Below are 24,918 nucleotides of genomic sequence, written 5' to 3' on the forward strand. Positions count from 1 at the left end.
GCCGTGGCGTTTGCCACGGCTTTTAGTCTTTCAGGAACGATTACCAGCGGTGATTCAGCAGGATATGACCGCCATAAGCAGCATAGCTGTTCTCACCCCACTCGCCGCTGGCGCGCAGGGAGAGCGTCGTGGTTTCGTTCAGGTTGCCGGTGACGCCCAGCTCTAACTGACCACGATCTTCCGGCGTATCGTTGCTGACGGCCTCGCCGTTAAACGCCAGATCGTTCTGACCTGCGCCTTTCAGCCAGTTCACGGCAACGTACGGCTGCCAGGCTTTCACGTCTTTCTGTTCGAAGTAGCTTGATTTGACGCCCAGACGACCAAACAGACCGTCGTTGTCCAGCGTGGTAATCCGCACGCCGTCGCGATCGGTATGGTTTTCCTGATCCAGATAGCTGTAGATAACCTGCGCCTGAGGTTCGATTTTCCAGGTGCGCTCATTTTCTGAATCAATCACCCATGCATGGCCCACTTCGACGGATGCCGCGAAGCCTTCACTGTCGTAATCTTCATCATTACGGTTGCTGGTCACTTTATTGTTGTACCAGCTATAGGCGGCCCAGGTATCAACGTAGCTGCCCAGACGCAGCTTCTGATCTTCCTGCCAGGTTGCATACAGGCCGACGTTAAAGCCATCCACTTTGCCCTGCGCATCACGTACGTTGTGTTTTGCATCAGAGTGGGTCTTCGCCTGGCCTGCCCCGAACATGCCACCCGCACGCAGGATGCCGTTGTCCATTGGCTTACTCATGAAGTCGCTGCCTACCTGAAGGACAGTGGTGGTGGTGTCATAGCTAACTTTGTCACCGCCCGCATTGTTTTCATGGTAGCGGCCTTTGACGTACATCCAGGTGTTGAGATCTTCCTCGTTACGGAAGGTGATCTGATCGCGATCGTCACGCTTGTGCAGGAACATGCTCTGCGCGGCAAGGTAGTTACCTAAGTAAGCGCCGACCTCAGGAGCCATGACTTCGGGACCGCTATTGCTGCCGTTGTCGGTGTTACCACCGTTGTCAGTGTTACTGCCGTTGTCGGTGTTACTGCCGTTGTCGGTATTACCGCCATTGTCGGTATTACCGCCATTGTCGGTGTTACTGCCGTTGTCGGTATTACCACCGTTGTCGGTATTATTGCCGTTGTCGGTATCGGTATCGTCTGCCGGAATGTCTGATGGCGTTGCCTTCGATTCCAGATACCAGTTTCCGTCGCCGTGCTGATAAAGATTATACTCATACGCACCCGCAACAACCGGTTTTGCCAGGGTGAGCTGAGCTTCTGAACTGCCGCCAACTCTGACAATTTCCATCCCGTTTACGGTTTGCGCGCCCAGCCCCCCCATGTTGCTGACGCTGACCCCGGATTGGCCAAAGCTGCTCCCGGTGATGGTGAGATGGTCGGTTGGTGCATTATCCTCACCGAGCGTACTGTTTAACACGATCTGGCTGCCCGCGGAGCCGGTATAGTCGCCGTTAATGGTGAAATTGTTGCCAACGCTGTTATTGGCGGCGCTGAGCAACAGTTTGCCGCCATTAGCCACGTTGCCGTTGATAGTATCAACGGCGGCAGCGCTGAGCGTGGCGTTACCCTGGACTGCATTCCATGCCGCCAGCGTACCGCCCGCCAGAACATGAATGTTATTGTTCACTTCACCCGCAGTAGCAAACGTAGCGCCATTTTCAACGGTGACGGTGGCGTTACTGTTCTTTACGCCGAGCGTAGCACCATTAGCGACCAGGGTGGTGCCGCCGTGCAGAACAGTATCGCCCGTGTAGCTGTTCTTGCCGGTGAGGGTCAGGGTGTGTGAATCTACTTTCTCAACCTTGCCGCTACCGGTCATATCGGTGGCGAAAGTGGAATTGTTGCCCTGATTAAATATTACCGTACCGTTGTTTTTCAGGCCGCCACTGAGCGAAGCTGTTTTTTGGCCATTGCCTAATTGTAGAGAGGCATCTTTAGTAACCAGCGTATTGCCGCTATTAGAGACGGTTCCCGCCAGCGTTAAATCACCGCTGTTAACCTGAAGGGAATCGCCAGAACCGATCACGTCGAGATCACCCGTCAGCGTCCAGCTTTCACCCTCCATTTTGACAGAGGCAAAACCGTCTCCCTTATTCAGGCCAACAAAATTGCTGTCTTCTATTCCGGCACCAACCAGCGTGAGGCTATTTCCCGTTGAGCCGGTAGAGATCACATCACCGTTGAGCGAGGAGCCGGTATTGAGTACCAGCGTATTATTTTTATTACTGGCAAAGGAGATTGCCGTATTGCCGCCACCGATTGAACCACTGTTTATGATGTCGACTTTAGCGGTATTCGTTACGTTGATTCCGTGCTGAAGGCCCTCTACGGTACCCGTGTTCGTGAGCTTAATATTGCCATCGCTCAGGGTAATACCGTCAACTTCTGTACCCTTGATGGTGCCAGCGTTATTAATGGCAACACCTACTTCAGCATTAAGACCTGATTTGCCTTTAATAAGACCGGTAGCGGTATTGGAAATACTGACAGCAGATGAGTTTTTACTGACGAAAACACCATTTTCAGCCGCAGTAATATTCCCTTTGTTAATCAGGTCCCCTTGCATGGTATCAATATTAACACCTGTCGCTGAAGTAGAGGAAATTGTCGCCCCTTCCTCGTTATTCACTACTAAACGTTGTGCTCCAGTGCTAATATCAAGTCCATTCCCGTAACCAGAAATATTTCCCATATTTTCAACGTTTGAAACATCAATCCCATTGACCGACACGGCAGCTTCATTCCCGGAAGAGGTTATCGTAACGTCTTTATTAATGACGTATTCAGCGTCGGTGGAGAAGTTTTGTGGAATTGAGGTTGATTGGTCAATCGTGCTGGCAAAAGCGACGGCGGGGGTGAATAACAATAGGGCAGGAAAGAGACTTCCCAGAGTTTTAGTCGTTTTATTGAGTCTGAAATGTTTGTTGCTCATTTACACATCCATTTGAATTAGAAAGGCGCGATACGACGTATTAAAATCACGTCAGTATGCGGAGAAAAAGAATGAGCTCGCTACAAAGAGCGTAAAATTATTATTTTTTCAATGTTTTATGTATAGATCGATTTATTAAATAATTATTTTAGATTTTCTTAAAATATCTCATTCCTATATGGATTGAAGTGAGATATTCACATCCTGGATTTTTTGGAGAGGAAAAATCGTCCAACGAATGATGATTACCAATAGCTGCGCTTTCCTTTTCATGGCTGCTGCGCCCCTTTCACCGGGCGGGTTAACTGTCTACACTCACTGCTACAAGAAGAGAAGAAGACAGGCCATTTGATGATACTCATAATTTACGCGCACCCCTATCCGCAGCACTCGCATGCGAATAAGCGGATGCTTGAGCAGGTAAGGACGCTTGAAAACGTCGAGATACGTTCTCTCTATCAACTCTATCCCGATTTCAACATCGATATTGCCGCCGAACAGGAGGCGCTCTCCCGTGCCGATCTGATCGTCTGGCAGCATCCCATGCAGTGGTACAGCACGCCCCCACTCCTGAAATTGTGGATTGATAAAGTCTTCTCCCACGGCTGGGCTTACGGCCACAACGGCCATGCGCTAAAGGGGAAAAGCCTGATGTGGGCGGTCACCACGGGTGGAGGGGAAAGCCACTTTGATATTGGTTCCTTCCCGGGGTTTGAGGTTCTGGCACAGCCACTGCAGGCGACCGCACTTTATTGCGGGCTGAACTGGCTCCCGCCTTTTGCGATGCACTGCACCTTTGTCTGCGACGATGAAACGCTGCAGGCGCAGGCGCGCCATTATAAACAACGCTTACTTGAGTGGCAGGAGGCGCACCATGGATAGCCATACGCTGATACAGGCGCTGATATACCTCGGCGCGGCGGCGCTGATTGTGCCCGTGGCGGTTCGCCTGGGACTGGGCTCTGTTCTCGGCTATCTGATTGCGGGCTGCGTCATTGGGCCGTGGGGCTTTCGACTTGTGACGGATGCAGAGGCAATCCTCCATTTCGCTGAAATCGGCGTTGTGCTGATGCTCTTTGTGATTGGTCTGGAACTCGATCCGCAGCGCCTGTGGAAGCTTCGCGCCTCGGTGTTTGGCGGCGGGGCGCTGCAGATGGTGGCCTGCGGCCTGCTGCTGGGTGGGTTCTGCATCCTGCTGGGCATGGACTGGAAAGTGGCAGAGCTTATCGGCATGACGCTGGCGCTCTCCTCGACCGCCATTGCCATGCAGGCCATGAACGAGCGCAATCTGACGGTCTCCCAGATGGGACGCAGCGCGTTCTCGGTGCTGCTGTTCCAGGACATAGCCGCTATCCCGCTGGTGGCGATGATCCCACTGCTGGCGGCCAGCGGTTCCGCCACGACGCTGGGGGCGTTTGCGCTGTCGGCATTAAAAGTGGTAGGGGCGCTGGCGCTGGTGGTGCTGCTTGGTCGCTACGTCACCCGTCCGCTGCTGCGGTTCGTTGCCCGCTCGGGCCTTCGCGAAGTGTTCAGCGCCGTGGCGCTGTTCCTGGTGTTTGGCTTTGGTTTGCTGCTGGAGGAAGCCGGGCTGTCGATGGCGATGGGGGCGTTCCTCGCAGGCGTTCTGCTGGCGAGTTCTGAATACCGTCACGCGCTGGAAAGCGATATCGAGCCGTTTAAAGGCTTGCTGCTGGGGCTGTTTTTCATCGGCGTGGGGATGTCCGTCGACTTCGGCACGCTGGTGACGCACCCGCTGCGGATCGTCATCCTGCTGGTTGGCTTCCTGATCATTAAAATGGCGATGCTGTGGCTGATTGCGCGTCCGCTGAAGGTGCCGAATAAGCAGCGCAGCTGGTTTGCGGTTCTGCTGGGGCAGGGGAGCGAATTTGCGTTTGTGGTTTTTGGCGCAGCACAGATGGCAAACGTCCTCGACCCAGAATGGGCGAAAGCGCTGACGCTCGCGGTCGCGCTGTCGATGGCCGCGACGCCTATTCTGCTGGTGGTGCTGACGCGTCTGGAAAAATCGGGTAGCGAGCAGGAGCGCGAAGCCGATGAAATTGACGAAGAGCAGCCGCGCGTCATTATTGCCGGATTTGGCCGCTACGGGCAGATCGTTGGCCGTCTGCTGCTGTCCAGCGGGGTGAAAATGGTTATCCTCGATCACGACCCCGACCATGTCGATACCCTGCGAAAATTTGATATGAAGGTGTTTTACGGCGACGCGACCCGCGTCGATCTGCTGGAATCTGCCGGGGCGGCAAAAGCGGAGGTGTTGATTAACGCCATTGACGATCCGGAGACCAGCATGCAGATGGTGGAAATGGCGAAAGAACATTTCCCGAATCTGACCATCATTTCCCGCGCGCGCGATGTGGATCACTATATCCGTCTGCGGCAGGCGGGGGTAGAAGCACCGGAGCGTGAAACCTTTGAAGGCGCGCTGAAATCTGGCCGCATGGCGCTGGAAAATCTGGGGCTCGGCGCGTACGAAGCGCGCGAGCGTGCGGACCTGTTCCGCCGCTTTAACACCGAGATGGTCGAAGAGATGGCGGCGATGGCCGGGAGTACGGCCACCGAGCGTGCGGCGGTGTTTAAACGCACCAGCGCGATGCTGACGGAAATCATTAACGAGGACCGTAATCACCTGTCGCTGATCCAGCGTCACGGCTGGCAGGGAACGGAAGAGGGCAAGCATACCGGGGATCCGGCTGACGAGCCGGAGAGTAAACCTTCCGCGTGAAGTGGAGTTGCCAGCAATAATAAAAAATTTCTTTATCTTTACCCTGCCGCCAGTCGACGAAAGATTAAGCTTTCCGTATAGTGGCGGCAATTTTTTGCATCCGGGAAATTTTCAATGATCAGTCTGATTGCAGCGCTGGCGGTGGACCGCGTTATCGGTATGGAAAATGCCATGCCGTGGAACCTGCCTGCCGATCTCGCATGGTTTAAACGTACTACGTTAAACAAGCCGGTAGTGATGGGCCGCCTGACCTGGGAGTCGATTGGTCGTCCATTGCCGGGCCGTAAAAATATCGTTATCAGCAGCCAGCCGGGCACTGACGATCGCGTCGAATGGGTAAAATCAGTCGACGAGGCGATTGCTGCATGCGGCAATGCCGAAGAGATCATGGTGATTGGCGGCGGGCGCGTGTACGAGCAGTTCCTGCCAAAAGCGCAGAAGCTGTATCTGACCCACATTGATGCGGAAGTGGAAGGGGATACCCATTTCCCTGACTACGATCCGGACGAGTGGGAATCGGTATTCAGTGAATTCCACGACGCGGATGCACAGAATTCTCACAGCTACTGCTTCGAGATTCTGGAACGTCGTTAAGTGATTTTTTCCCTCTCCCGGCCGGGAGAGGGAAGTGCATATCAGGAGGCAACCGCCTCGTCTCCCCCTAAATCCAGCTGTCGGTTGGACGGCTGAACAAAGTAAGTTTTATCTTCCCAGCGTAAGCAGGTTAACTCTCCGCCCCAGCAGCATCCGGTATCCAGACCGTAGATCCCTTCCGGCGTTCCTTTTCCTTCCAGTGCTGCCCAGTGACCAAATACCACGTTGTACTCACTTGTCACCGGCCCCGGAATGGCAAACCACGGTTTGAGCGGAGCGGGCGCGCTCTCCGGCGTCTCTTTGGAATACATGTCCAGCTGTCCGTTCGGGAAGCAGAAACGCATGCGGGTGAAAGCGTTGGTAATAAAGCGCAGACGCGCCAGACCGCTGAGATCCTCGCTCCAGTGGTTCGGCATATCGCCGTACATGGCATCGAGGAAGAAAGGATAGGAGTCGCTCGCCAGCACCGCCTCAACGTCGCGCGCACAGGTTTTCGCCGTCTCAAGATCCCATTGTGGCGTGATCCCGGCATGCGCCATGACCAGCTTTTTCTCTTCGTCGACCTGCAGCAGCGGCTGACGGCGCAGCCAGTTAATCAGATCGTCGGCATCTGGCGCATCCAGCAGCGGGGTGAGGCGATCTTTAGGCTTGTTGCGGCTGATCCCGGCGAACACCGCCAGCAGATGCAGATCGTGATTGCCCAGCACCATGCGCACGCTGTCGCCTAGCGATTTGACGAAACGTAATACTTCAAGGGAGCCGGGGCCACGCGCGACTAAATCGCCCGTCAGCCAGAGTGTGTCCTGTCCTGGCGTAAAGTCGACCTGTTTTAATAATGCGATCAGTTCATCGTAGCAACCGTGAACGTCGCCAATCAGATATGTAGACATTAGATTAATGAATGAGTGTGGTTACGGCGAGACGGAACACAGGAATGGCAACGCGGAAATCATTGCCATCGACGTCGACCATTTCATAATGGCCTTGCATGGTACCCATCGGCGTTTCAATCACCGCGCCGCTGGTGTACTGGTATTCTTCGCCAGGGGCGATATGAGGCTGTTCACCGACCACACCTTCCCCCTGGACTTCGATTTCGCGGCCATTGCCGTTGGTGATAAGCCAGTAGCGTCCGCGCAGCTGCACGGGCGTCCGCCCCAGATTGCGAATGGTCACGGTGTAAGCAAAGACAAAACGTTCTTCATCCGGTGAGGACTGTGATTCAACATAGACGCTTTGTACATGGACACATACGCGGGGCGAATCAATCATGGCTTAACTCTCCTTCGGCGGCGCATTTTCGCTGATGTAATTAGCCAGCTTGCAGTATTGCTCTACGGAGATGTTCTCCGCACGCATTGCCGGGTCGATCCCAAGCTCAGCTAACACCTCAACGGTGAAGGAATTGCTGAGGCTGTTACGGATCGTTTTACGACGCTGGTTAAAGGCTTCAGTGGTAATGCGGCTCAGTACACGCAGATCTTTTACCGGGTACGGTTTCGTTTTGTGCGGCACAAGGCGCACAACCGCTGAATCCACTTTCGGTGGTGGTGTGAACGCTGACGGCGGTACTTCGAGTACCGGGATCACGTTGCAGTAATATTGCGCCATCACGCTTAAACGACCATACGCTTTACTGTTCGGGCCTGCAACCAGGCGGTTAACCACCTCTTTTTGCAACATGAAGTGCATGTCGGCAATGGCATCAGTATAGCTAAAGAGGTGGAACATGAGCGGCGTGGAGATGTTATACGGCAGGTTGCCGAATACGCGCAGCGGCTGACCCATTTTTTCTGACAGTTCGCCGAAGTTCATGGTCATGGCGTCCTGCTGATAGATGGTCAGCTTCGGCCCGAGGAACGGGTGCGTTTGCAGGCGTGCGGCCAGATCGCGGTCCAGTTCGATGACGGTCAGCTCGTCGAGGCGCTCGCCTACCGGTTCGGTCAGCGCGGCAAGACCCGGGCCGATTTCGACCATCGCCTGGCCTTTTTGCGGATTAATAGCCGAGACAATGCTTTCGATCACGAACTGATCGTTTAGGAAGTTTTGCCCGAAACGTTTACGGGCTAAGTGGCCCTGATGGACTCGATTAGTCATTGAGTATTAACAATCATTTTGATGGCGAGATTAAGCGCCGTAATAAAACTGCCGACATCCGCCTTCCCCTGGCCTGCCAGATCCAGCGCAGTACCGTGGTCAACGGACGTTCGAATAAAGGGTAAACCGAGGGTGATATTCACGCCGCGGCCAAAGCCCTGGTATTTTAGCACGGGCAGGCCCTGATCGTGGTACATCGCGAGCACGGCGTCGGCATTATCCAGGTATTTCGGCTGGAAAAGGGTATCAGCAGGCAGCGGACCGCTGAGATTCATCCCCTTCGCCCGCATTTCGTTGAGTACCGGAATGATGGTGTCGATCTCTTCGGTACCCATGTGCCCGCCTTCGCCGGCGTGCGGATTCAGGCCGCAGACCAGCACATGCGGCTGCGGGATCCCAAATTTTGTCTGCAGATCGTGATGCAAAATCCCGATGATCTCGCGCAGGAGTTCAGGCGTGATCGCATCCGGAATCGCTTTGATCGGCAGATGGGTGGTCACCAGCGCAACGCGCATTTCTTCCGTCGCCAGCATCATCACCACTTTCGGACTGTGCGAGCGCTCTTCAAAGAACTCCGTATGCCCGGTAAACGGTATACCCGCTTCGTTGATGACGCCTTTGTGGACGGGGCCGGTAATCAGGGCGGCAAATTCGCCCTTCAGGCAACCGTCGCAGGCGCGCGCAAGGGTTTCAACGACATAGTGGCCGTTTTCCGTGCTAAGCTGGCCAGGAATGACCGGCGTACGAAGGGGAACAGAAAGAAGGGTGAGGGTACCGGCTTGCTGCGGTACAGGCTGTTGACCTTCAACGTAAGGGATGAGCGTTAAAGGCAGACCGAGCAGCGCTGCCCGGTCTTGTAACAGTGTTGCATCGGCGCAGACAACCAGTTCTACTGGCCAGCTGCGCTGGGCAAGCTGGACAACGAGGTCAGGCCCAATCCCGGCGGGTTCGCCGGGCGTGATAACAACACGATGCTGTTTCATTAGTTGCTCAGCACTTTCACGTAAGCACTGGCGCGTTGTTCCTGCATCCAGGTGGCTGCTTCTTCAGAAAACTTACGGTTAAACAGCATGCGGTAGGCTCTGTCTTTCTGTGCTGCATCCGTTTTATCAACGTTACGAGTGTCCATCAGCTCGATCAGATGCCAGCCAAACGAAGAGTGTACCGGCGCGCTGATCTGGCCTTTGTTCAGCTTCATCAACGCGTCACGGAAGGCAGGATCGTAAATATCCGCCGCTGCCCAGCCCAGATCGCCACCCTGGTTAGCAGAGCCAGGATCCTGAGAGAACTCTTTTGCTGCCTTCGCAAACGAGGTTTTACCGCTCTTAATATCTGCCGCAATCTGTTCCAGCTTCGCACGCGCCTGATCGTCAGTCATGATTGGTGACGGCTTCAGCAGAATGTGGCGAGCGTGAACTTCGGTAACGGAGATATTTTGGCTCTGGCCGCGCAGATCGTTCACTTTCAGAATGTGGAAGCCCACGCCTGAACGGATTGGACCGACGATATCGCCTTTCTTAGCCGTGCTCAGTGCCTGAGCAAAGAGGGATGGCAGCTCCTGAATACGTCCCCAGCCCATCTGGCCGCCTTTCAGCGCCTGTTGGTCTGCGGAGTAGGTGATGGCCAGCTTGCCAAAGTCACCGCCGTTACGCGCCTGTTCGACAATTGAACGTGCCTGGCTTTCTGCTTCCGCAGCCTGATCGGACGTAGGGTTCTCTGGCAGTGGGATAAGAATGTGGCTCAGGTTCAGCTCTGTGCTTGCATCGTTCTGGTTACCCACCTGTTTTGCCAGCGCGTCCACTTCCTGAGGCAGGATAGTGACGCGGCGACGCACTTCGTTGTTACGTACTTCCGAAATCAGCATCTCTTTCCGGATCTGGTTACGGTAGGTAGCGTAGCTGATGCCGTCATAGGCCAGACGGCTGCGCATCTGGTCTAAAGACATATTGTTCTGCTTTGCGATGTTAGCGATCGCCTGATCGAGCTGCTCGTCAGTAACCTTCACACCCATTTTCTGCCCCATCTGAAGAACGATCTGATCCATGATCAGGCGTTCCAGGATCTGGTGGCGCAGCGTGGCGTCATCCGGAAGCTGCTGACCCGCTTCGCCCGAATTGAGCTTCACCGATTTCATCAGACCGTCAACGTCACTTTCAAGCACGACGCCGTTGTTAACCACAGCAGCGACTTTATCAACAACCTGGGGGGCCGCGAAGCTGGTATTCGCAACCATAGCGACACCGAGCAGCAGCGTTTTCCAGTTCTTCATACTTTTTCCATTTCAATTAACCGCAAAGCGGATTACGTTGCAAATCAAGCACATTACAAGGAACTGCGGTAAGGCAGTATGTTCGAGCGCAGCATTTTCTGCGTACCCAGACCGTAGTTGGAACTCAGGCCGCGTAACTCGAAGTTAAAGCCAATCACGTTATCGTATTTGCTCTGATTGTTTTCCCAGCCGTTAAGCTTACGTTCGTAACCGACACGCAGCGCGTAGCAGCAGGAGTTATATTGCAGCCCCAACATCTGGTCAGCAGCTTTATTGGTGTTAGTGTCAAAGTAGTAAGCGCCTACGATTGACCAACGGTCGGCGATAGGCCAACTCGCTGCCGCACCGACCTGAGAAATACCATCCGAATATTGCGGTGATTTCCAGTAGTTGATGCTGTTCTGGTCATTGCTTTTCGGTAGCGTTGCCTGAATGTATTCCGGGCTAGCGTAGCGATAGCTTACCTGAATCATGCGATCTTCATCACGACGATACTCTATGGCGGCACTACTGTTAGCAACGTTGTCGAGACGCGTGTCATATTGCACGCCGCCACGCAGGCCCCAACGGTCAGTCATACGCCAGTAGGTATCTCCCGCCCAAACTATTGCTCCCGTTTTGTTGTCTTTCTCCCACTGAATATTGTCATCGCCCGTGCGAGACTCTGTGAAGTAGTAGATTTGACCCACAGAAACGTTAAAACGTTCAACGGCTGCATCATCATAAACACGTGTTGTGACGCCGGTCGTTAACTGATTCGCTGAGGCGATACGGTCCAGACCTCCGTAGGTACGGTCACGGAACAGACCACTATAGTCAGACTGAAGTAAAGAGGAGTCGTAGTTCTGAATGTTGCTCTGGTCGCGATATGGCACGTACAAATACTGCATACGCGGTTCAAGCGTCTGGGTATAACCATCCGCCAGCAGGGCCATATCACGCTCGAAAATCAGCTTGCCGTCCATTTTAAACTGAGGGAGCGTTCGGTTGACCGACTCTTCGAGATGCGCACTGTTAGTGGAGTTGTAATTATCAAGATTTTTTTGCTGATAGTGAGTCGCCATCAGCTTGGCTTCGGTATTCAGGCTTGCCCAGTCGTTAGACCACGGCAGATTGATCGTCGGCTCAAGGTGAACACGCGTGGCTTCAGGCATATCCGAATTCGTGTTAACGAAATGCACTGCCTGAGCGTAAATCCGGGTGTCGAATGGACCTACGTCATTCTGGTACCAGTTGACGTCCAGCTGTGGCTCAGCACCATAGGTAGGCGTGGACTGGTCAGAAAACACCTGGAATTTCTTGGTCGAGACGGTTGCATCAAAATTCTGCACCGCATAGCCTACGCTGAATTTCTGCGTGGCATAGCCATCAGTACTCGAGCCGTATTTGGACGAAAAGTCATTAAAATAAGCCGAATCGCTGACTTTGGTGTAATCAACATTAAAGCGCCACACCTGATCCATCACCCCGGAATGCTGCCAGTAGTACAGCCAGCGGTGACGGTTATCACCAGAAACGTTTCTGGCGTCGTCCTTGTAAACGTTATCCGACGGCAGATAATCCAGCTCCATCAGACCCGCACCTGCCTGAGTCAGATAGCGGAATTCGTTCTCCCACATGACGTTACCGCGCTTGTGGATATAGTGCGGCGTGATCGTCGCATCCATGTTAGGCGCGATGTTCCAGTAATACGGCAGGTAGAACTCAAAGTAGTTCGTGGTGCTGTATTTGGCATTCGGGATCAGGAAACCGGAGCGACGTTTGTCACCCACGGGAAGCTGCAGATAAGGGCTGTAGAATATGGGGACCGGACCCACCTTGAAGCGGGCGTTCCAGATCTCTGCGACCTGCTCTTCGCGGTCATGGATAACTTCGCTCCCGACCACGCTCCAGGTATTTGAACCCGGCAGACACGACGTGAACGTGCCATTTTCCAGGATCGTATAGCGGTTTTCACCGCGCTGTTTCATCAGGTCTGCGTCACCGCGCCCCTGGCGACCCACCATCTGGTAATCACCTTTCCAGACGTTAGTGTCTTTGGTATTCAGGTTTGACCAGGCTTTCGGACCTTTCAGGATGACCTGATTGTCGTCATAGTGCACATTACCCAGCGCATCCACCGTTCGTACCGGCTCGGCCGCACCTTCCGGCTGCTTCTGGTGCAACTGCACTTCATCTGCCTGCAGGCGGCTATTGCCCTGGTTAATATCGACATTGCCTGTAAAGGTGGCATTGTCAGGGTAAGTCCCTTTTGAACTGTCGGCAGTAATGGTTACCGGCAAGCTATTTGTATCGCCACTCACCAGTGGGCGATTATAACTTGGGACGCCAAGCATACACTGCGAGGCGAGATCGGCCGCCAGCCCCTGTTGACTGTACAGGGCGGTGCCAATCATTGTGGCCAGGAGGGTGGGGATACGTTTTTTCATACGTTGTATTTTATTGTTCCGTCATCAGTGGCTACGGCTTACAAACGCTCAGAGACTATCTTACTCATCTGCGCAGTACCAGCGTTAATCCTGCCCGTTTGCGTGCCAGAGTGTTAGGCTCGCTATCGAATGACGAGTATGATAAAGCAAATTATAGGCGATGTCCTTCAATTGACCGTGACTTGAACACAGTGATGATGACGTTGCGTCGGCCAGGAATATGACTATCCGGGGAGTATATGCAGTATTGGGGTAAAATAATCGGCGTTGCGTTCGCCATCATCATGGGTGCCGGGTTCTGGGGAATAGTGCTGGGGCTTATTATTGGCCATATGTTTGATAAGGCGCGCAGCCGTAAAATGGCCTGGTTTGCCAACCAGCGCGAGCGCCAGTCACTCTTTTTCTCCACCACTTTTGAGGTGATGGGGCATTTAACCAAATCCAAAGGGCGCGTCACGGAAGCCGATATTCAGATTGCCAGCGTCTTTATGGATCGCATGAATCTGCACGGTGACTCCCGCCTGGAGGCGCAAAATGCGTTTCGCATCGGGAAATCCGATAACTACCCGCTTCGCGAAAAAATGCGCCAGTTCCGCAGCATCTGCTTCGGCCGTTTTGATTTAATTCGGATGTTTCTGGAAATCCAGATTCAGGCGGCCTTCGCCGACGGCTCGCTTCACCCTAACGAACGCGATGTTTTATACGTGATTGCGGAAGAGCTGGGTATCTCCCGTATGCAGTTCGATCAGTTCCTGCGCATGATGCAGGGTGGCGCGCAGTTTGGCGGCGGGTATCACCAGCAGTCTTCTGGCGGTGCCTGGCAGCAGGCGCAGCGTGGTCCGACGCTGGAAGATGCCTGCAACGTGCTTGGCGTAAAACCCTCTGACGATCAGACTACCATCAAACGTGCCTATCGTAAGCTCATGAGCGAGCACCATCCAGACAAGCTCGTTGCAAAAGGCTTACCGCCTGAAATGATGGAGATGGCGAAGCAAAAAGCGCAGGAAATTCAGAAAGCGTACGAGCTGATTAAAGAGAAGAAAGGCTTCAAATAAGCCCCTTTTTAGAATGATGAAGGGCCTGGCAGCATGAGCTGCCAGGCCCTTTATACAGCGTTACCAGCTGTAGCGCACGTTCAGGCTACCGTTTACATCGCTGTAATCATTATCACCTTTCTGTCCGGAGACCTGGGCAATAACGCTCCATTGCTTGCTCATATTTGCCTGAATACCCGCTTTCAGCTCCGCACGATCGGCAGGAAGGTCCTGTTTGATCTGTGTGTCACCAAAGTTGACTGCCGTGTCTTCAGAGGTATGCAGCCAGTTGGCCTCCGCAAACGGCTGGATAACCGCGTCGTTCGACTTATTCATCTTGCTGTCAATGCGCAGGCCTAAACGGGTGGTCCAGCTTTCGCCGTTTTGCCCATCAATCGTCGTGCCGCTGCTGTCTTTGATATCATCCGCACTGTAATCCTGCCAGACGACCTGTGCCTGCGGCGTAAGGCTCAGCGTGTTGTCGCCGAGTGCGATATCGTAGCGGTAGCCTGTTTCCAGCGAAACGGCGTTGGCGTTTGAATCGTAATCCGTTGAGCCAACGTCACCGTTATCTACGCTGTTGTGGTACATCCCATACTGATACCAACTGTCGACATAAAAACCCTGATGCTGTCGGGCATCGGCAAACCATGTTGCATAGACTCCGAGGTTATAGCCATCGACTTTACCGTCAGCGCTAAAGCGGCTGCCGTCAGCACCTTTATTGCCAGTGCTGTCGCTGCTGGCGTTCATATAGCTACCCATAACCCCGACCACCAGGCTTTGTTCGCCGTTGTTCCAGGCGGCAACATCGCCCCCAATCTGGAACTGGGAATAGTTGCTGTCGATATCAATATTGCTCTCTGCCGCAGTAGACTGGTTCTTACCTGCTTTGAAACGCGCCCATGTCGTGCCGTTTTCCGATTTGAACTGACTGCCTTCTCGGTCTGACAGGGTCTGCATTTGCAGATCGCGAGCCAGCCACTGGTTGCTGAGGTATGAACCGATATCGGCACGATACTGAGGCGTTACGTCGCCATTATCACTCGTGGCCTGGGAACGAAGATACCAGTCCCCTGAGTCCTGATACAGGCGGTATTCGTAGGCGTTAATCTGGACCTGATTACCCTGAACAAAGGTGCCGTTTGATTCACCGCCGACCTTAATCACTTCAATACCGTTTTGGGTCAGTGCGCCCTGACCACCAACGTTGTTAATGTACAGGGTGGTGTTCCCGGACGTATTCCCCTTAATGTTAAGCATATCGGTTGGAGACGTGTCGTCGCCTAACTGCGTATTTAGCGTCACAGAACCCTGGTTGCTGGTGTAATCGCCGTTTACGATCAGCGTGTTGCCGGTCGTCGCACCATTGGTTCCTTCAATATTGCCGCTGACAATGCTGCCTGCGTTGCTCAGATCACCATTGATCGTTAGCGTGTCGTTGAACTGAACGGTACCCTTGCTATTAACATTGCCGTTCACCACACCGTTGGAACCGCCAAACGTGGCGCCTGCCGCGACATTCACGGCCTGCTCGCTGTTTTGTACGCCGATAACGCCAGCCTCGTCCAGCCAGAGCGTTCCCTGGTTCACATCCGTTGTGCCGCTGTAACTGTTTGCGGCATTAAGGATCAGCGTACCTTGCCCCTCTTTGGTCAGCGATTTTCCGTCCCATCCGGTCGTGGCTTCGGCATTTTGATCGACAAGCGCCGTGCTCAGCGTAAAGCTGCCGTCAGGATTGGTCAGAGTGAATGTGCCGTGAGCCGCTGTTGCCGCTGGGTTCTGGCTGGCATACCAGGTTAATGACGGTGTCAGGACGTAATTGGTCACGTCGGCGGGGTCCATGGTGCCGCTAAAGGTGATGAAGTCAACGGAGCCAGATGCCATGCCCGCGACGGTGAGGTTGGTAAAATTGCCACTGATTGCATTTTCAGCGTCAATCACCGTGAAGGCGCTATCCGCGGAAAGCGTGCTGGCACTACCGTAACCTGTAATATTTAGTGTGCCATCAAGCGTCGCATTCTGAGCGACAATAGGCGCACTGGTCGCGTTTGCGTCAAGATAGACATCAGTTTGGCTGTTAGCCCGAAGGGTGAGATTACCGACATTGAGTGTACCAGTACTGCCGTTTTCATCGCCGAGTGTGATGCGTCCGCTGCTGGTAAGATTACCGACGCTGGAATCGGCCGTCAGCAGCCATTGGCTGTTCGCATCCAGCGTCATGCTGACGTTATCACCGCTGGCCTTAACGGCGCCGGACAGCTTGCTGTTTTCAGCGCGAAGGGTGACTGCATCAGTGGTATTGGCCACGGTGAGCAGATTGTCTGCGTTCATCGTTTGCACATTCTTCACGTTAATTTCGGCAGATCCGGAATCCACCGCAAAAGCACTTCCTCCGGACGCGGTTGCCGTAATGCTCCCTCCGTCAATCGTAGCGACATTTTTTCCACCGCTGAACGAGAAGGCGACATTGCTACCGGAAACGTTGCTGTGGGTGACGGTCGCGCTGCTGGCGCTTTCTAAGGCAATGGCAGCAGATTGTTCGCTGGTGATATCTGTGCTGTTCGCCTCAAGGGCTCCACCGTGAGTCATCGCCACTGCCCGCGAATTTTCTCCGGACGCGATCGTTGAACCGTTATTCAGTACGAATGTGCTCTTTGCCCCGTCAGAGGATATTGCGTCAGCATTTTTCCCATGAGTGACGATATGAGTGTCAGTGAGTTCTGCGCGTCCGGTATTCATTATGCCAACTGACTGCTCACCGTAAGTTTCAACGTGGGATGCCGCTAAATTAAATGTGTTGGTATAGTTTTGAATACCAAAGCTCTGGCTTCCGGTAGTGGTAATCGTGACGTTTGAGCCGGTCAATTCACCGTCGTTATATATACCTGCATTACCAAAATCTCCCGTGGTGTTTATATTCACATTGTCTAATGAAAGGGTGGCATATCGGTTAACAATAGCCCGAGCCATGCCATACCCGGAAGTCGTAATGGTCGCGTTTTTTATCGTCAGGTCTGCGCCATTCAATATCTCAACACCATAAGAACCCTCTCCCGTCGCCGTATAGCTCCCCCCGTCAATGGTGCCTTTTGCATTAGAGCTAAACAATACGGCAGATGCGATCTCGCCTTCCGTCGAAACGGTAAGGTTGTTCAACATGGCTTCTGAGTTATCACCGACAATGGTTATCGCATGACTGCCTTCCCCGGAAGTGCGGATTGTGGATCCCGAATCATCGAGCGTGATTTTCGCTCCATTCGACACGGATAGCCCCATGCCTGCATCCCCGGTTGTGGATATCGTTAAGGCGCCGTTATCGGTGACGATGACATCAGAGCCAGAGGCGGATACCGCCGAGGTATTAGGGCTCGTCGTTGAATATTCACCACTGATGGTGTTATTACCCGGGACTGCAACAAACGTCGTGTCACTGGCGTGTGCGGTACTCATAACACCTGACAAGATAAACGTTGCGATCGCGCTTCCGGCGCGTACGCAGGATTTAACTTTGCTGTCCCCTTTTGAAAACTCCGAGGCAACGATGTACATATTTCTGGCGCAATTCCAGACGATGTTATACGAACGGTTCATACACTTCCTTGTGAATCAATGAGTAAACTAAGTGTGGCTGTTGAGTAGAAAAATAACTCCGTTTGGATAGGGTAGAGTTAGTATTTCCTTAAAATGAGCTGGATTATCAGTAATAAATTGCATCGTGTTCAATTTAATATTTTTTAATCCAAACCTTAGTCTTTCTAAAAATACTGAGTGTTATTTAAGGAAGAGATAATTATCGTGAATGAACTTGGGCGGGTTTTCAGATGAGCAGGGGAGATATATATGCTGTGTGAATATTTACCGTCGACAGTGAGCTGGCAGTAAATATTCACATCAGGAATTTAAAAATCGACCGGGGCTTTAAACGTCATCGCGTTACCGAAGGCCGGATGGGTGATGGTAAGCGTCTGCGCGTGCAGCTGCAGACGTGGCGCTAAGGCCAGCGCTTCAGGCGGCGCGTAAAAGCGGTCGCCCAGAATCGGATGACCCAGCGCAAGCATATGCACGCGCAGCTGGTGTGAACGTCCGGTAATCGGCTTAAGCAGGACGCGCGCGGTATTATCCGGCGCGTACTCAAGCACTTCATACTCGGTTTGCGCGGCCTTGCCGGTTTCATAACACACCTTCTGCTTTGGCCGATTCGGCCAGTCGCAGATCAGCGGTAAATCCACCAGCCCTTCCGCCTGCGCCGGGTGACCCCAGACGCGGGCGACATACTGCTTCTTCGGCTCGCGCTCGCGGAACTGGCGCTTCAGCTCGCGTTCTGCCGCTTTGTTCAGCGCCACCACAATCACGCCGCTGGTCGCCATGTCCAGGCGATGGACCGACTCCGCCTGAGGATAATCGCGCTGAATGCGCGTCATCACGCTGTCTTTGTGCTCATCCAGACGACCCGGCACGGACAACAGCCCGCTGGGCTTGTTGACCACCATAATGTGTTCATCCTGATACAGAATGACCAGCCAGGGATCCTGCGGCGGATTGTACGGCTCCATCACCATCTTGCGCTCCGTTTACTGATGCGTCACAACGATAAGACGCAGGGCATCCAGACGCCAGCTTGCCTGATCCAGGCTTTCCAGCACCTGCTGACGGTTGCTTTCAATCGCCGCCAGCTCGTCGTCACGAATGTTCGGGTTCACGGCCTTCAACGCCTCCAGACGCGACAGCTCTGCAGACAGTTTCTCGTCAGCTTCACTGCGCGCGGCGTCAATCAGCGCTCTGGCCGCTTTTTCAATCTGGGTTTCACCCTGCTGGAGAATGGCATGCACGTCCTGCTGCACCGCATTGACCAGCTTGCTGCCGGTATGGCGGTTCACCGCGCTCAGCTGGCGGTTGAAGCTCTCAAATTCAACCTGTCCTGCGAGGTTCGTGCCGTTTTTATCCAGCAGCAGACGCACCGGCGTTGGTGGCAGGAAGCGGTTGAGCTGCAGCTGTTTCGGCGCCTGCGCTTCCACAACGTAGATCAGCTCCAGCAGCAGCGTGCCTACGGGCAGCGCCTTGTTTTTCAACAGCGAGATGGTGCTGCTGCCGGTATCGCCAGAGAGGATCAGATCCAGCCCGTTACGGATCAGCGGGTGTTCCCAGGTGATGAACTGAGCATCTTCGCGGGACAGCGCCACATCACGCTCGAAGGTGATGGTGCAGCCATCTTCCGGCAGGCCCGGGAAATCTGGCACCAGCATGTGATCGGACGGGGTCAGGACAATCAGGTTCTCGCCGCGGTCGTCCTGGTTAATGCCAACGATGTCGAACAGGTTCATGGAGAAGCTGATGAGGCTGGTGTCATCATCCTGCTCTTCAATGCTCTCAGCCAGCGCCTGCGCTTTTTCCCCGCCGTTGGAGTGGATCTCCAGCAGGCGGTCGCGGCCTTGTTCAAGCTGCGCTTTCAGCGCGTCGTGCTTCTCGCGGCAGGACTTAATCAGATCGTCAAAGCCGTCGGTGTTTTCCGGCGCGGCCAGATAGCCGATCAGATCGCCGTGCACCTGATCGTAAATGGTGCGGCCCGTCGGGCAGGTATGTTCAAACGCATCCAGACCTTCGTGGAACCAGCGCACCAGCACGGACTGGGCCGTTTTTTCCAGATACGGCACGTGGATCTGAATATCGTGCGCCTGACCGATACGATCCAGACGGCCAATACGCTGCTCCAGCAGATCCGGGTTGAACGGCAGATCGAACATCACCAGGTTGCTGGCGAACTGGAAGTTACGGCCTTCAGAACCGATTTCAGAACACAGCATAACCTGAGCGCCGCTGTCCTCTTCGGCAAACCACGCAGCAGCGCGGTCGCGTTCAACGATGGACATGCCTTCGTGGAACACGGCGGCGCGAATGCCTTCGCGCTCGCGCAGGACCTGCTCCAGCTGCAGCGCGGTGGCCGCCTTGGCGCAGATCACCAGCACCTTTTGGGAGCGGTGCGCGGTCAGGTAGCCCATCAGCCACTCTACGCGCGGATCGAAGTTCCACCAGGTGCCGGTATCGCCTTCAAATTCCTGGTAGATTTGTTCCGGGTAGAGCATGTCGCGGGCGCGCTCTTCCTGCGTTTTGCGCGCGCCCATGATGCCGGAAACTTTAATTGCCGTCTGATACTGCGTCGGCAGCGGCAGCTTAATGGTATGCAGCTCGCGTTTCGGGAACCCTTTCACACCGTTACGGGTGTTACGGAACAGGACGCGACTGGTGCCGTGGCGATCCATCAGCATGTCGATCAGCTCTTTACGCGCGGATTCCGCGTTGTCGCTGTTAGCGGCCTGCAGCAGCGGCTCGATATCCTGCTCGCCAATCAGATCGCTCAGGGTGTTGAGTTCGTCATCAGAAAGACGCTTGCCCGCCAGCAGCAGCGCGACGGCATCTGCAACCGGACGGTAGTTATTCTGTTCTTCCACAAACTGCCCGAAGTCGTGGAAACGGTTTGGATCGAGCAGGCGTAGACGGGCGAAGTGGCTTTCCAGACCCAGCTGTTCCGGCGTAGCGGTCAACAGCAGGACGCCAGGCACGCGCTCGGCAAGCTGCTCGATAGCCATATATTCGCGGCTCGGCGCGTCTTCGCTCCAGACCAGGTGGTGCGCTTCGTCGACGACCATCAGGTCCCACTCGGCATCGCACAGATGCTCAAGACGCTGCTTGCTGCGGCGCACGAAGTCGAGAGAACAAATCACCAGCTGTTCGGTTTCAAACGGGTTGTCCGCATCGTGCTGGGCTTCGGCGTAGCGTTCGTCATCGAACAGAGAGAAACGCAGGTTAAAGCGGCGCAGCATCTCAACCAGCCACTGGTGTTGTAAGGTTTCTGGCACCACAATCAGCACGCGCTCGGCAGCGCCGGAAAGCAGCTGCTGGTGCAGGATCATGCCCGCCTCGATGGTTTTACCCAGGCCCACTTCATCTGCCAGCAGCACGCGCGGCGCATGGCGACGGCCCACGTCATGGGCGATGTTCAGCTGGTGGGGGATCAGGCTGGTGCGCTGGCCGCGCAGGCCGCTCCAGGGCATGCGGTACTGTTCACTCTGGAACTTACGCGCGCGATAGCGCAGGGAGAAGCGATCCATACGGTCGATTTGCCCGGCAAACAGGCGGTCCTGCGGCTTGCTGAACACCAGCTTGCTGTCGAGCAGCACTTCGCGCAGGATGACATTGGCCTCGTCGGTGTCCAGGCGAGTGCCGATGTAGGCGAGCAGTCCATTCTCTTCTTTTACGTCTTCAATCTTGAGCTGCCAGCCGTCGTGGCTGGTCACGGTGTCACCCGGATTAAACATCACGCGGGTTACAGGGGAGTCATTGCGGGCGTACAGGCGGTTTTCACCGGTGGCAGGGAAGAGGAGGGTAACCATGCGCGCATCAACGGCAACGACGGTTCCTAATCCAAGTTCGCTTTCTGTATCGCTGATCCAGCGTTGACCAAGTGTAAAAGGCATAGTTGTTCGGCTCTAATCTTTAATTGCAGGCAATAGTTCGACCACCGTCAAAAAAGACGGTCATCGAAAAATGGGTCCGGGAATGGAAAGGGCGCTATGGTACTGGATGGCAGCCATTTCGTCACGCGTCAAAATAGGCCAAGTTGCCCTGTCACTAGTGTAGCAAAATCATCGTCGATGAAGGGCAAAATTCCGTCGGCAACCGGCTGAAGCTGACGCGTCAGATAGTGTTCATAATCCAGAGGCGAGTGCTGATAATCCACCGGTTCCGGACCGTTTATCGTCCAGACGTATTTGATGGTTCCCCGATTCTGATACTGCGGCGCGCGGCCACGGCGGACGTTTTCTTCGTCCGCGAGGCGCGCGGCGCGAACGTGCGGAGGAACGTTACGCTGGTACTCCGCGAGCGGGCGGCGCAGGCGTTTGCGATACACCAGCTGCGCGTCAAGTTCGCCTGCCATCAGGCTGGCTATCGTCTCGCGCACGTAGTCCTGATACGGCTCATTGCGAAATACCCGCAGATAGAGCGTTTGCTGGAACTGCTGGGCCAGCGGCGTCCAGTCGGTACGCACTGTCTCGAGCCCTTTAAAGACCATCCGCTGCGCGTCGCCTTCCTGAATCAGCCCGGCATAGCGCTTCTTGCTGCCCTGATCGGTACCGCGGATGGTGGGCATTAAGAAGCGGGCAAAATGGGTTTCAAATTCCAGCTCCAGCGCGCTGGTTAACCGCACTTTCTGCAGATGTTCCTGCCACCAGTCGTTCACGAAGGCAACCAGCGCTTTGCCGATTTGCGCGGCATCGTCTTCGGAATGCGCGCCCTTAAGCCATACAAAGGTGGAGTCCGTGTCGCCGTAGATGACGTCATAGCCCCGGGATTCAATCAGCGCTTTAGTCTGGCGCATGATCTCGTGCCCGCGCATCGTGATCGACGACGCCAGCCGAGGGTCGAAGAAGCGACAGGCGCTGGTGCCCAGCACCCCGTAGAAGGCGTTCATGATGATTTTCAGCGCCTGTGAGAGGGGCTTGTTGCCGTGGCGCTTGGCCTCGTCGCGGCCGTGCCAGATGTTGCCTACGATGTCGGGCAGGCAGTGTTTTTCCCGCGAGAAGCGTGCGCCGAGGAAGCCTTCGGTGCTGTGTTCATCATCCGGCTGGGCCAGCCCCTCAACCAGCCCGACGGGATCGATCAGGAAGGTGCGAATTATCGACGGGTAGAGGCTTTTGTAGTCCAGGACCAGAACGGAGTCATACAATCCTGGTCGGGAATCCATGACGTACCCGCCGGGGCTGGCCTGCGGCGGCACGTCCCCGAGGTTGGGGGCAACGTATCCTGCCCGGTGCATTCGGGGAAAATAGAGGTGGCTAAAGGCCGCCACGGAGCCGCCGTGCCTGTCCGCCGCGAGTCCGTTCACCGTCGCGCGCTCCAGCAGGAAGGGCATGATCTCGGTTTTGTGGAAAATCCGCGTGACCAGCTCACAGTCTTTCAGGTTATAGGTGGCGAGCGCGGGCTTGTCTTCGTTAAAGCGCCGGTCGATCTCGTCCATTCTGTCCCAGGGGTTGTCGATGGATTTGCCTTCGCCAAGCAGCTCCTGCGCCACCGCTTCGAGGGCGAATGACGAGAAGTTCCAGAAGGCGGACTTGAGCGCCTCGATGCCGTCGATAATCAGGCGGCCGTTCGCCTGTGCGAAGAAAACGCCGTTCTTAAAACCGTGTTCGCGCCACTCAAGCTCGCTGTTGCCGCGCCCGAGCATCAGCGGGATGCGGTAACGCTCGGCGTGTTTTTGCAGCACGCGCAGGTCGAACTGCACCACATTCCAGCCGATCAGAACGTCGGGATCGAAGTCGGCAAACCACTGGTTGAGCTTCTCCAGCAGCTGCGGCCGGCTGGTAACATACTCAAGCCGGAAATCCAGCGCGGAGGCATCACCATTCGGTGGCCCGAGCATATAGACAACCCGATCGCCGCAGCCTTCAAGTCCTATACAGTACAGTTCGCCGTGACGGGTGGTTTCGATATCCAGGGAGACCCACTTCAGCGGCGGGCGGTAATGTGGGTTAGGCTTTAGCCGCGCGTTGATGAGACCGCCATTTTGCGGAGAACCATCGACCCAGACGGGCGCGGTAATAAACCGCTCCATCAGAAAGCGTTCGGGTGGGCGGATATCCGCTTCGTAGAGCGTCACGCCTGCTTCACGGAGCAGTTTTTCATAGCGCATCAGCTGACGATGGGCGCGACAGTAGAGGCCGTAAACCGGCTGACGGTGGAAATCTTTCAGTTCAAGCGGGGTAATGCGCCAGCCGTTTTCACCGCGCAGCAACTGTTTCACTTTTTCGACGTGCGGCTCTGGGATAAACGCCACGGACTCCTGCGGCGGCAGCGTCACCTGCAGCGGGCCGTTGTCCGTTGCCAGCCAGAATTCAACCTCGGTGCCCTGAGGCGTATCCCGCCAGTGTCGGGTCAGTAAAAAGCCTTCTTGCGCCTGCGCCACGCCGTTATCCCATAAAACAAAACCAGGCCTGATTATAGCCTGGTTAAGATTTTAATGCTGGGTTTATATACAGTTTACTGCCCGTAGTAGGCCTTCGCGCCGTGCTTGCGCAGATAATGCTTATCGAGCAGGGTCTGCTGCATGTCCGGCAGCTGCGGCGCCAGCTGTCGACAGAAGATCCCCATATAGGCGATCTCTTCAAGCACGATGGCGTTATGCACCGCGTCTTCTGCGTTTTTACCCCAGGCGAACGGGCCGTGGGAGTGCACCAGCACGCCGGGCATCTGCGCGGCGTCGATGCCCTGTTTTTCGAAGGTTTCGACAATGACGTTGCCCGTTTCCCACTCGTACTCACCGTTGATCTCCGCATCGGTCATCAGACGCGTGCAGGGAATGGTGCCGTAGAAGTAGTCCGCGTGGGTGGTGCCTGTCGCCGGGATGGACTGGCCCGCCTGCGCCCAGATGGTGGCATGGCGTGAATGGGTATGCACGATACCGCCGATGGTTGGGAATGAGCGGTACAGCAACCGGTGGGTTGGCGTATCGGAGGAGGGCTTTTTGTTCCCTTCCACCACTTCACCCGTTTCGATGCTGACCACCACCATATCGTCCGCCGTCATCACCGCGTAATCGACGCCGGAAGGCTTGATCACAAACACGCCTTTATCGCGGTCAACGGCGCTGACGTTGCCCCAGGTCAGGGTGACCAGATTATGTTTCGGCAGCGCCAGGTTGGCTTCGAGCACCTGGCGTTTGAGCTCTTCTAACATTGTTGTCTCCAGTGCCGGATGGCGCTTCGCTTATCCGGCCTACAGAACCGTAGGCCCGGTAAACGCGGTGCCAC

General features: G+C 55.0%; 16 protein-coding genes and 1 pseudogene. 4 read left to right on the forward strand and 13 right to left on the reverse strand.

Annotation, left to right across the window (positions count from 1 at the left end; translation table 11 throughout):
• Positions 1 to 40: 40 nt before the first annotated feature.
• Positions 41 to 2,950, reverse strand: coding sequence for an autotransporter outer membrane beta-barrel domain-containing protein (locus ACHH0Z_RS11235; protein ID WP_186436485.1), 2,910 nt, complete (start codon positions 2,948 to 2,950; stop codon positions 41 to 43).
• A gap of 351 nt (positions 2,951 to 3,301) precedes the next feature.
• On the opposite strand from ACHH0Z_RS11235, the gene kefF reads away from it, so the two are divergent.
• From kefF to folA, 3 genes are all read left to right on the forward strand, one after another.
• On the forward strand, positions 3,302 to 3,832 hold the full coding sequence (gene kefF / locus ACHH0Z_RS11240) for a glutathione-regulated potassium-efflux system oxidoreductase KefF (RefSeq protein ID WP_008502025.1): 531 nt from the start codon (positions 3,302 to 3,304) through the stop codon (positions 3,830 to 3,832).
• Positions 3,825 to 5,690, forward strand: coding sequence for a glutathione-regulated potassium-efflux system protein KefC (kefC, locus tag ACHH0Z_RS11245; RefSeq protein ID WP_023345417.1), 1,866 nt, complete (start codon positions 3,825 to 3,827; stop codon positions 5,688 to 5,690). Before kefF ends, kefC begins: the two co-directional genes overlap by 8 nt.
• A 114-nt stretch (positions 5,691 to 5,804) precedes the next feature.
• A complete protein-coding gene (folA, locus tag ACHH0Z_RS11250) occupies positions 5,805 to 6,284 on the forward strand; it encodes a type 3 dihydrofolate reductase (protein ID WP_008502023.1) in 480 nt (159 codons plus the stop codon).
• 41 nt (positions 6,285 to 6,325) lie between these two features.
• Here folA and apaH read toward each other — a convergent pair whose 3' ends face one another.
• The 6 genes from apaH to lptD are packed head-to-tail and all read right to left on the reverse strand — an operon-like array spanning position 6,326 to position 13,079.
• Positions 6,326 to 7,174 (reverse strand): bis(5'-nucleosyl)-tetraphosphatase (symmetrical) ApaH, encoded by an 849-nt coding sequence (gene apaH / locus ACHH0Z_RS11255; protein ID WP_032654900.1) that lies wholly within the window; start codon positions 7,172 to 7,174, stop codon positions 6,326 to 6,328.
• Positions 7,175 to 7,178: 4 nt separating this feature from the next.
• On the reverse strand, positions 7,179 to 7,556 hold the full coding sequence (apaG, locus tag ACHH0Z_RS11260; protein WP_008502021.1) for a Co2+/Mg2+ efflux protein ApaG: 378 nt from the start codon (positions 7,554 to 7,556) through the stop codon (positions 7,179 to 7,181).
• A gap of 3 nt (positions 7,557 to 7,559) precedes the next feature.
• A complete protein-coding gene (gene rsmA, locus ACHH0Z_RS11265) occupies positions 7,560 to 8,381 on the reverse strand; it encodes a 16S rRNA (adenine(1518)-N(6)/adenine(1519)-N(6))-dimethyltransferase RsmA (protein ID WP_008502020.1) in 822 nt (273 codons plus the stop codon).
• Positions 8,378 to 9,364, reverse strand: a complete 987-nt coding sequence (gene pdxA / locus ACHH0Z_RS11270; RefSeq protein WP_045406401.1) for a 4-hydroxythreonine-4-phosphate dehydrogenase PdxA — start codon at positions 9,362 to 9,364, stop codon at positions 8,378 to 8,380. The genes rsmA and pdxA overlap by 4 nt, the downstream gene beginning before the upstream one ends.
• Complete coding sequence (gene surA, locus ACHH0Z_RS11275) at positions 9,364 to 10,650, reverse strand: peptidylprolyl isomerase SurA (RefSeq protein ID WP_008502018.1); 1,287 nt, start codon at positions 10,648 to 10,650, stop codon at positions 9,364 to 9,366. The genes pdxA and surA overlap by 1 nt, the downstream gene beginning before the upstream one ends.
• A gap of 53 nt (positions 10,651 to 10,703) precedes the next feature.
• On the reverse strand, positions 10,704 to 13,079 hold the full coding sequence (gene lptD / locus ACHH0Z_RS11280; protein WP_045406404.1) for an LPS assembly protein LptD: 2,376 nt from the start codon (positions 13,077 to 13,079) through the stop codon (positions 10,704 to 10,706).
• 239 nt (positions 13,080 to 13,318) lie between these two features.
• Here lptD and djlA point away from each other — a divergent pair, with 239 nt between their 5' ends.
• Complete coding sequence (djlA, locus tag ACHH0Z_RS11285) at positions 13,319 to 14,134, forward strand: co-chaperone DjlA (RefSeq protein ID WP_008502016.1); 816 nt, start codon at positions 13,319 to 13,321, stop codon at positions 14,132 to 14,134.
• Between the two features lie 60 nt (positions 14,135 to 14,194).
• On the opposite strand, the gene ACHH0Z_RS11290 is transcribed toward djlA, so the two are convergent.
• The 6 genes and pseudogenes from ACHH0Z_RS11290 to araD all read right to left on the reverse strand — a co-directional run bounded on the left by ACHH0Z_RS11290 (position 14,195) and on the right by araD (position 24,844).
• Entirely contained in the window at positions 14,195 to 17,566 is a 3,372-nt protein-coding gene (locus ACHH0Z_RS11290) for an autotransporter outer membrane beta-barrel domain-containing protein (protein WP_261307752.1), read from the reverse strand.
• Positions 17,567 to 17,581: 15 nt separating this feature from the next.
• Positions 17,582 to 17,707, reverse strand: a pseudogene (locus ACHH0Z_RS11295) (ESPR domain-containing protein); the annotation flags it as partial.
• Positions 17,708 to 18,015: 308 nt separating this feature from the next.
• Positions 18,016 to 18,675: a bifunctional tRNA pseudouridine(32) synthase/23S rRNA pseudouridine(746) synthase RluA gene (gene rluA, locus ACHH0Z_RS11300; protein WP_008502014.1), complete on the reverse strand. Its 660-nt coding sequence runs from the start codon at positions 18,673 to 18,675 to the stop codon at positions 18,016 to 18,018.
• A gap of 12 nt (positions 18,676 to 18,687) precedes the next feature.
• Positions 18,688 to 21,588 (reverse strand): RNA polymerase-associated protein RapA, encoded by a 2,901-nt coding sequence (gene rapA / locus ACHH0Z_RS11305; RefSeq protein ID WP_045406409.1) that lies wholly within the window; start codon positions 21,586 to 21,588, stop codon positions 18,688 to 18,690.
• A gap of 128 nt (positions 21,589 to 21,716) precedes the next feature.
• Positions 21,717 to 24,074, reverse strand: a complete 2,358-nt coding sequence (gene polB, locus ACHH0Z_RS11310; protein WP_045406411.1) for a DNA polymerase II — start codon at positions 24,072 to 24,074, stop codon at positions 21,717 to 21,719.
• Positions 24,075 to 24,148: 74 nt separating this feature from the next.
• Positions 24,149 to 24,844, reverse strand: coding sequence for an L-ribulose-5-phosphate 4-epimerase (gene araD / locus ACHH0Z_RS11315; RefSeq protein ID WP_008502011.1), 696 nt, complete (start codon positions 24,842 to 24,844; stop codon positions 24,149 to 24,151).
• Positions 24,845 to 24,918 lie beyond the last annotated feature (74 nt).

It is taken from the genome of Enterobacter cloacae complex sp. 2024EL-00227, from assembly GCF_043945315.1.
GTDB lineage: Bacteria > Pseudomonadota > Gammaproteobacteria > Enterobacterales > Enterobacteriaceae > Enterobacter > Enterobacter roggenkampii.